At 67.2% G+C, this 805-nt stretch carries 1 protein-coding gene; it reads right to left on the reverse strand.

The annotated features are described in order from the left end of the window. Positions 1 to 801 (reverse strand): DEAD/DEAH box helicase (locus EN893_RS36170; RefSeq protein ID WP_164901502.1); only part of this gene is annotated, 801 nt, incomplete at its 3' end. Positions 802 to 805 lie beyond the last annotated feature (4 nt).

An 805-nucleotide genomic window follows, 5' to 3' on the forward strand; every position in this document is an offset into this window, starting at 1 on the left:
AAGCGGCACGACGGAGAAGTGGCGGTTGTTGAAGCGCGCGGGCAGATGATTGACGGCGGCACGCGTGTTGCAGAACACCAGCGCGTTCTTGGCTTCGTAATAGCGCAGCACGTTGATGATGGCGTTCTCGCGGTCGGGCTGGGCGACGCTCAGCGCCCGGTATTCGATGTCGAGATGCTGCTTCTCCTCGCCGGCGGCCGAGATGCGCACCGCATCGCGCTGGTAGCCCTGGGCGAGCGTGGCGATCGAGCGCGGCACGGTGGCCGAGAACATCAGCGTGCGGCGTTCGGCCGGAGCAGCGTCGAGGATGAATTCGAGGTCTTCGCGAAAGCCGAGATCGAGCATTTCGTCGGCCTCGTCGAGCACCACCGCCTTCAGCGCCGACATGTCGAGCGAGCGCCGGGTGATGTGGTCGCGCAGCCGGCCGGGCGTGCCGACGACGATATGGGCGCCGCGCTCCAGCACACGCCGCTCCGAGCGCATGTCCATGCCGCCGACGCATGACGCCACGGTGGCGCCGGTCAGTTCGTAGAGCCATTCCAGTTCGCGCGTCACCTGCACGGCGAGTTCGCGCGTCGGCGCCAGAATCAGCGCACGCGCCGTCTTCGGCCGGCGCTTGGTGCCAAGCGCAATGATCTTCGACAAGATCGGCAGCGCGAAGGCCGCGGTCTTGCCGGAGCCGGTCTGGGCGATGCCGAAAATGTCACGGCCTTCCATCTGAGGGGGGATCGCCTGTGCCTGGATCGGCTTCGGCTCGGCGAAGCCGGCGTTGTGGGTGGCCTTGAGCAGCGCGCCCGTAATACCC

It is taken from the genome of Mesorhizobium sp. M7A.F.Ca.CA.004.04.2.1 (assembly GCF_004022825.1).
Taxonomy (GTDB): domain Bacteria; phylum Pseudomonadota; class Alphaproteobacteria; order Rhizobiales; family Rhizobiaceae; genus Mesorhizobium.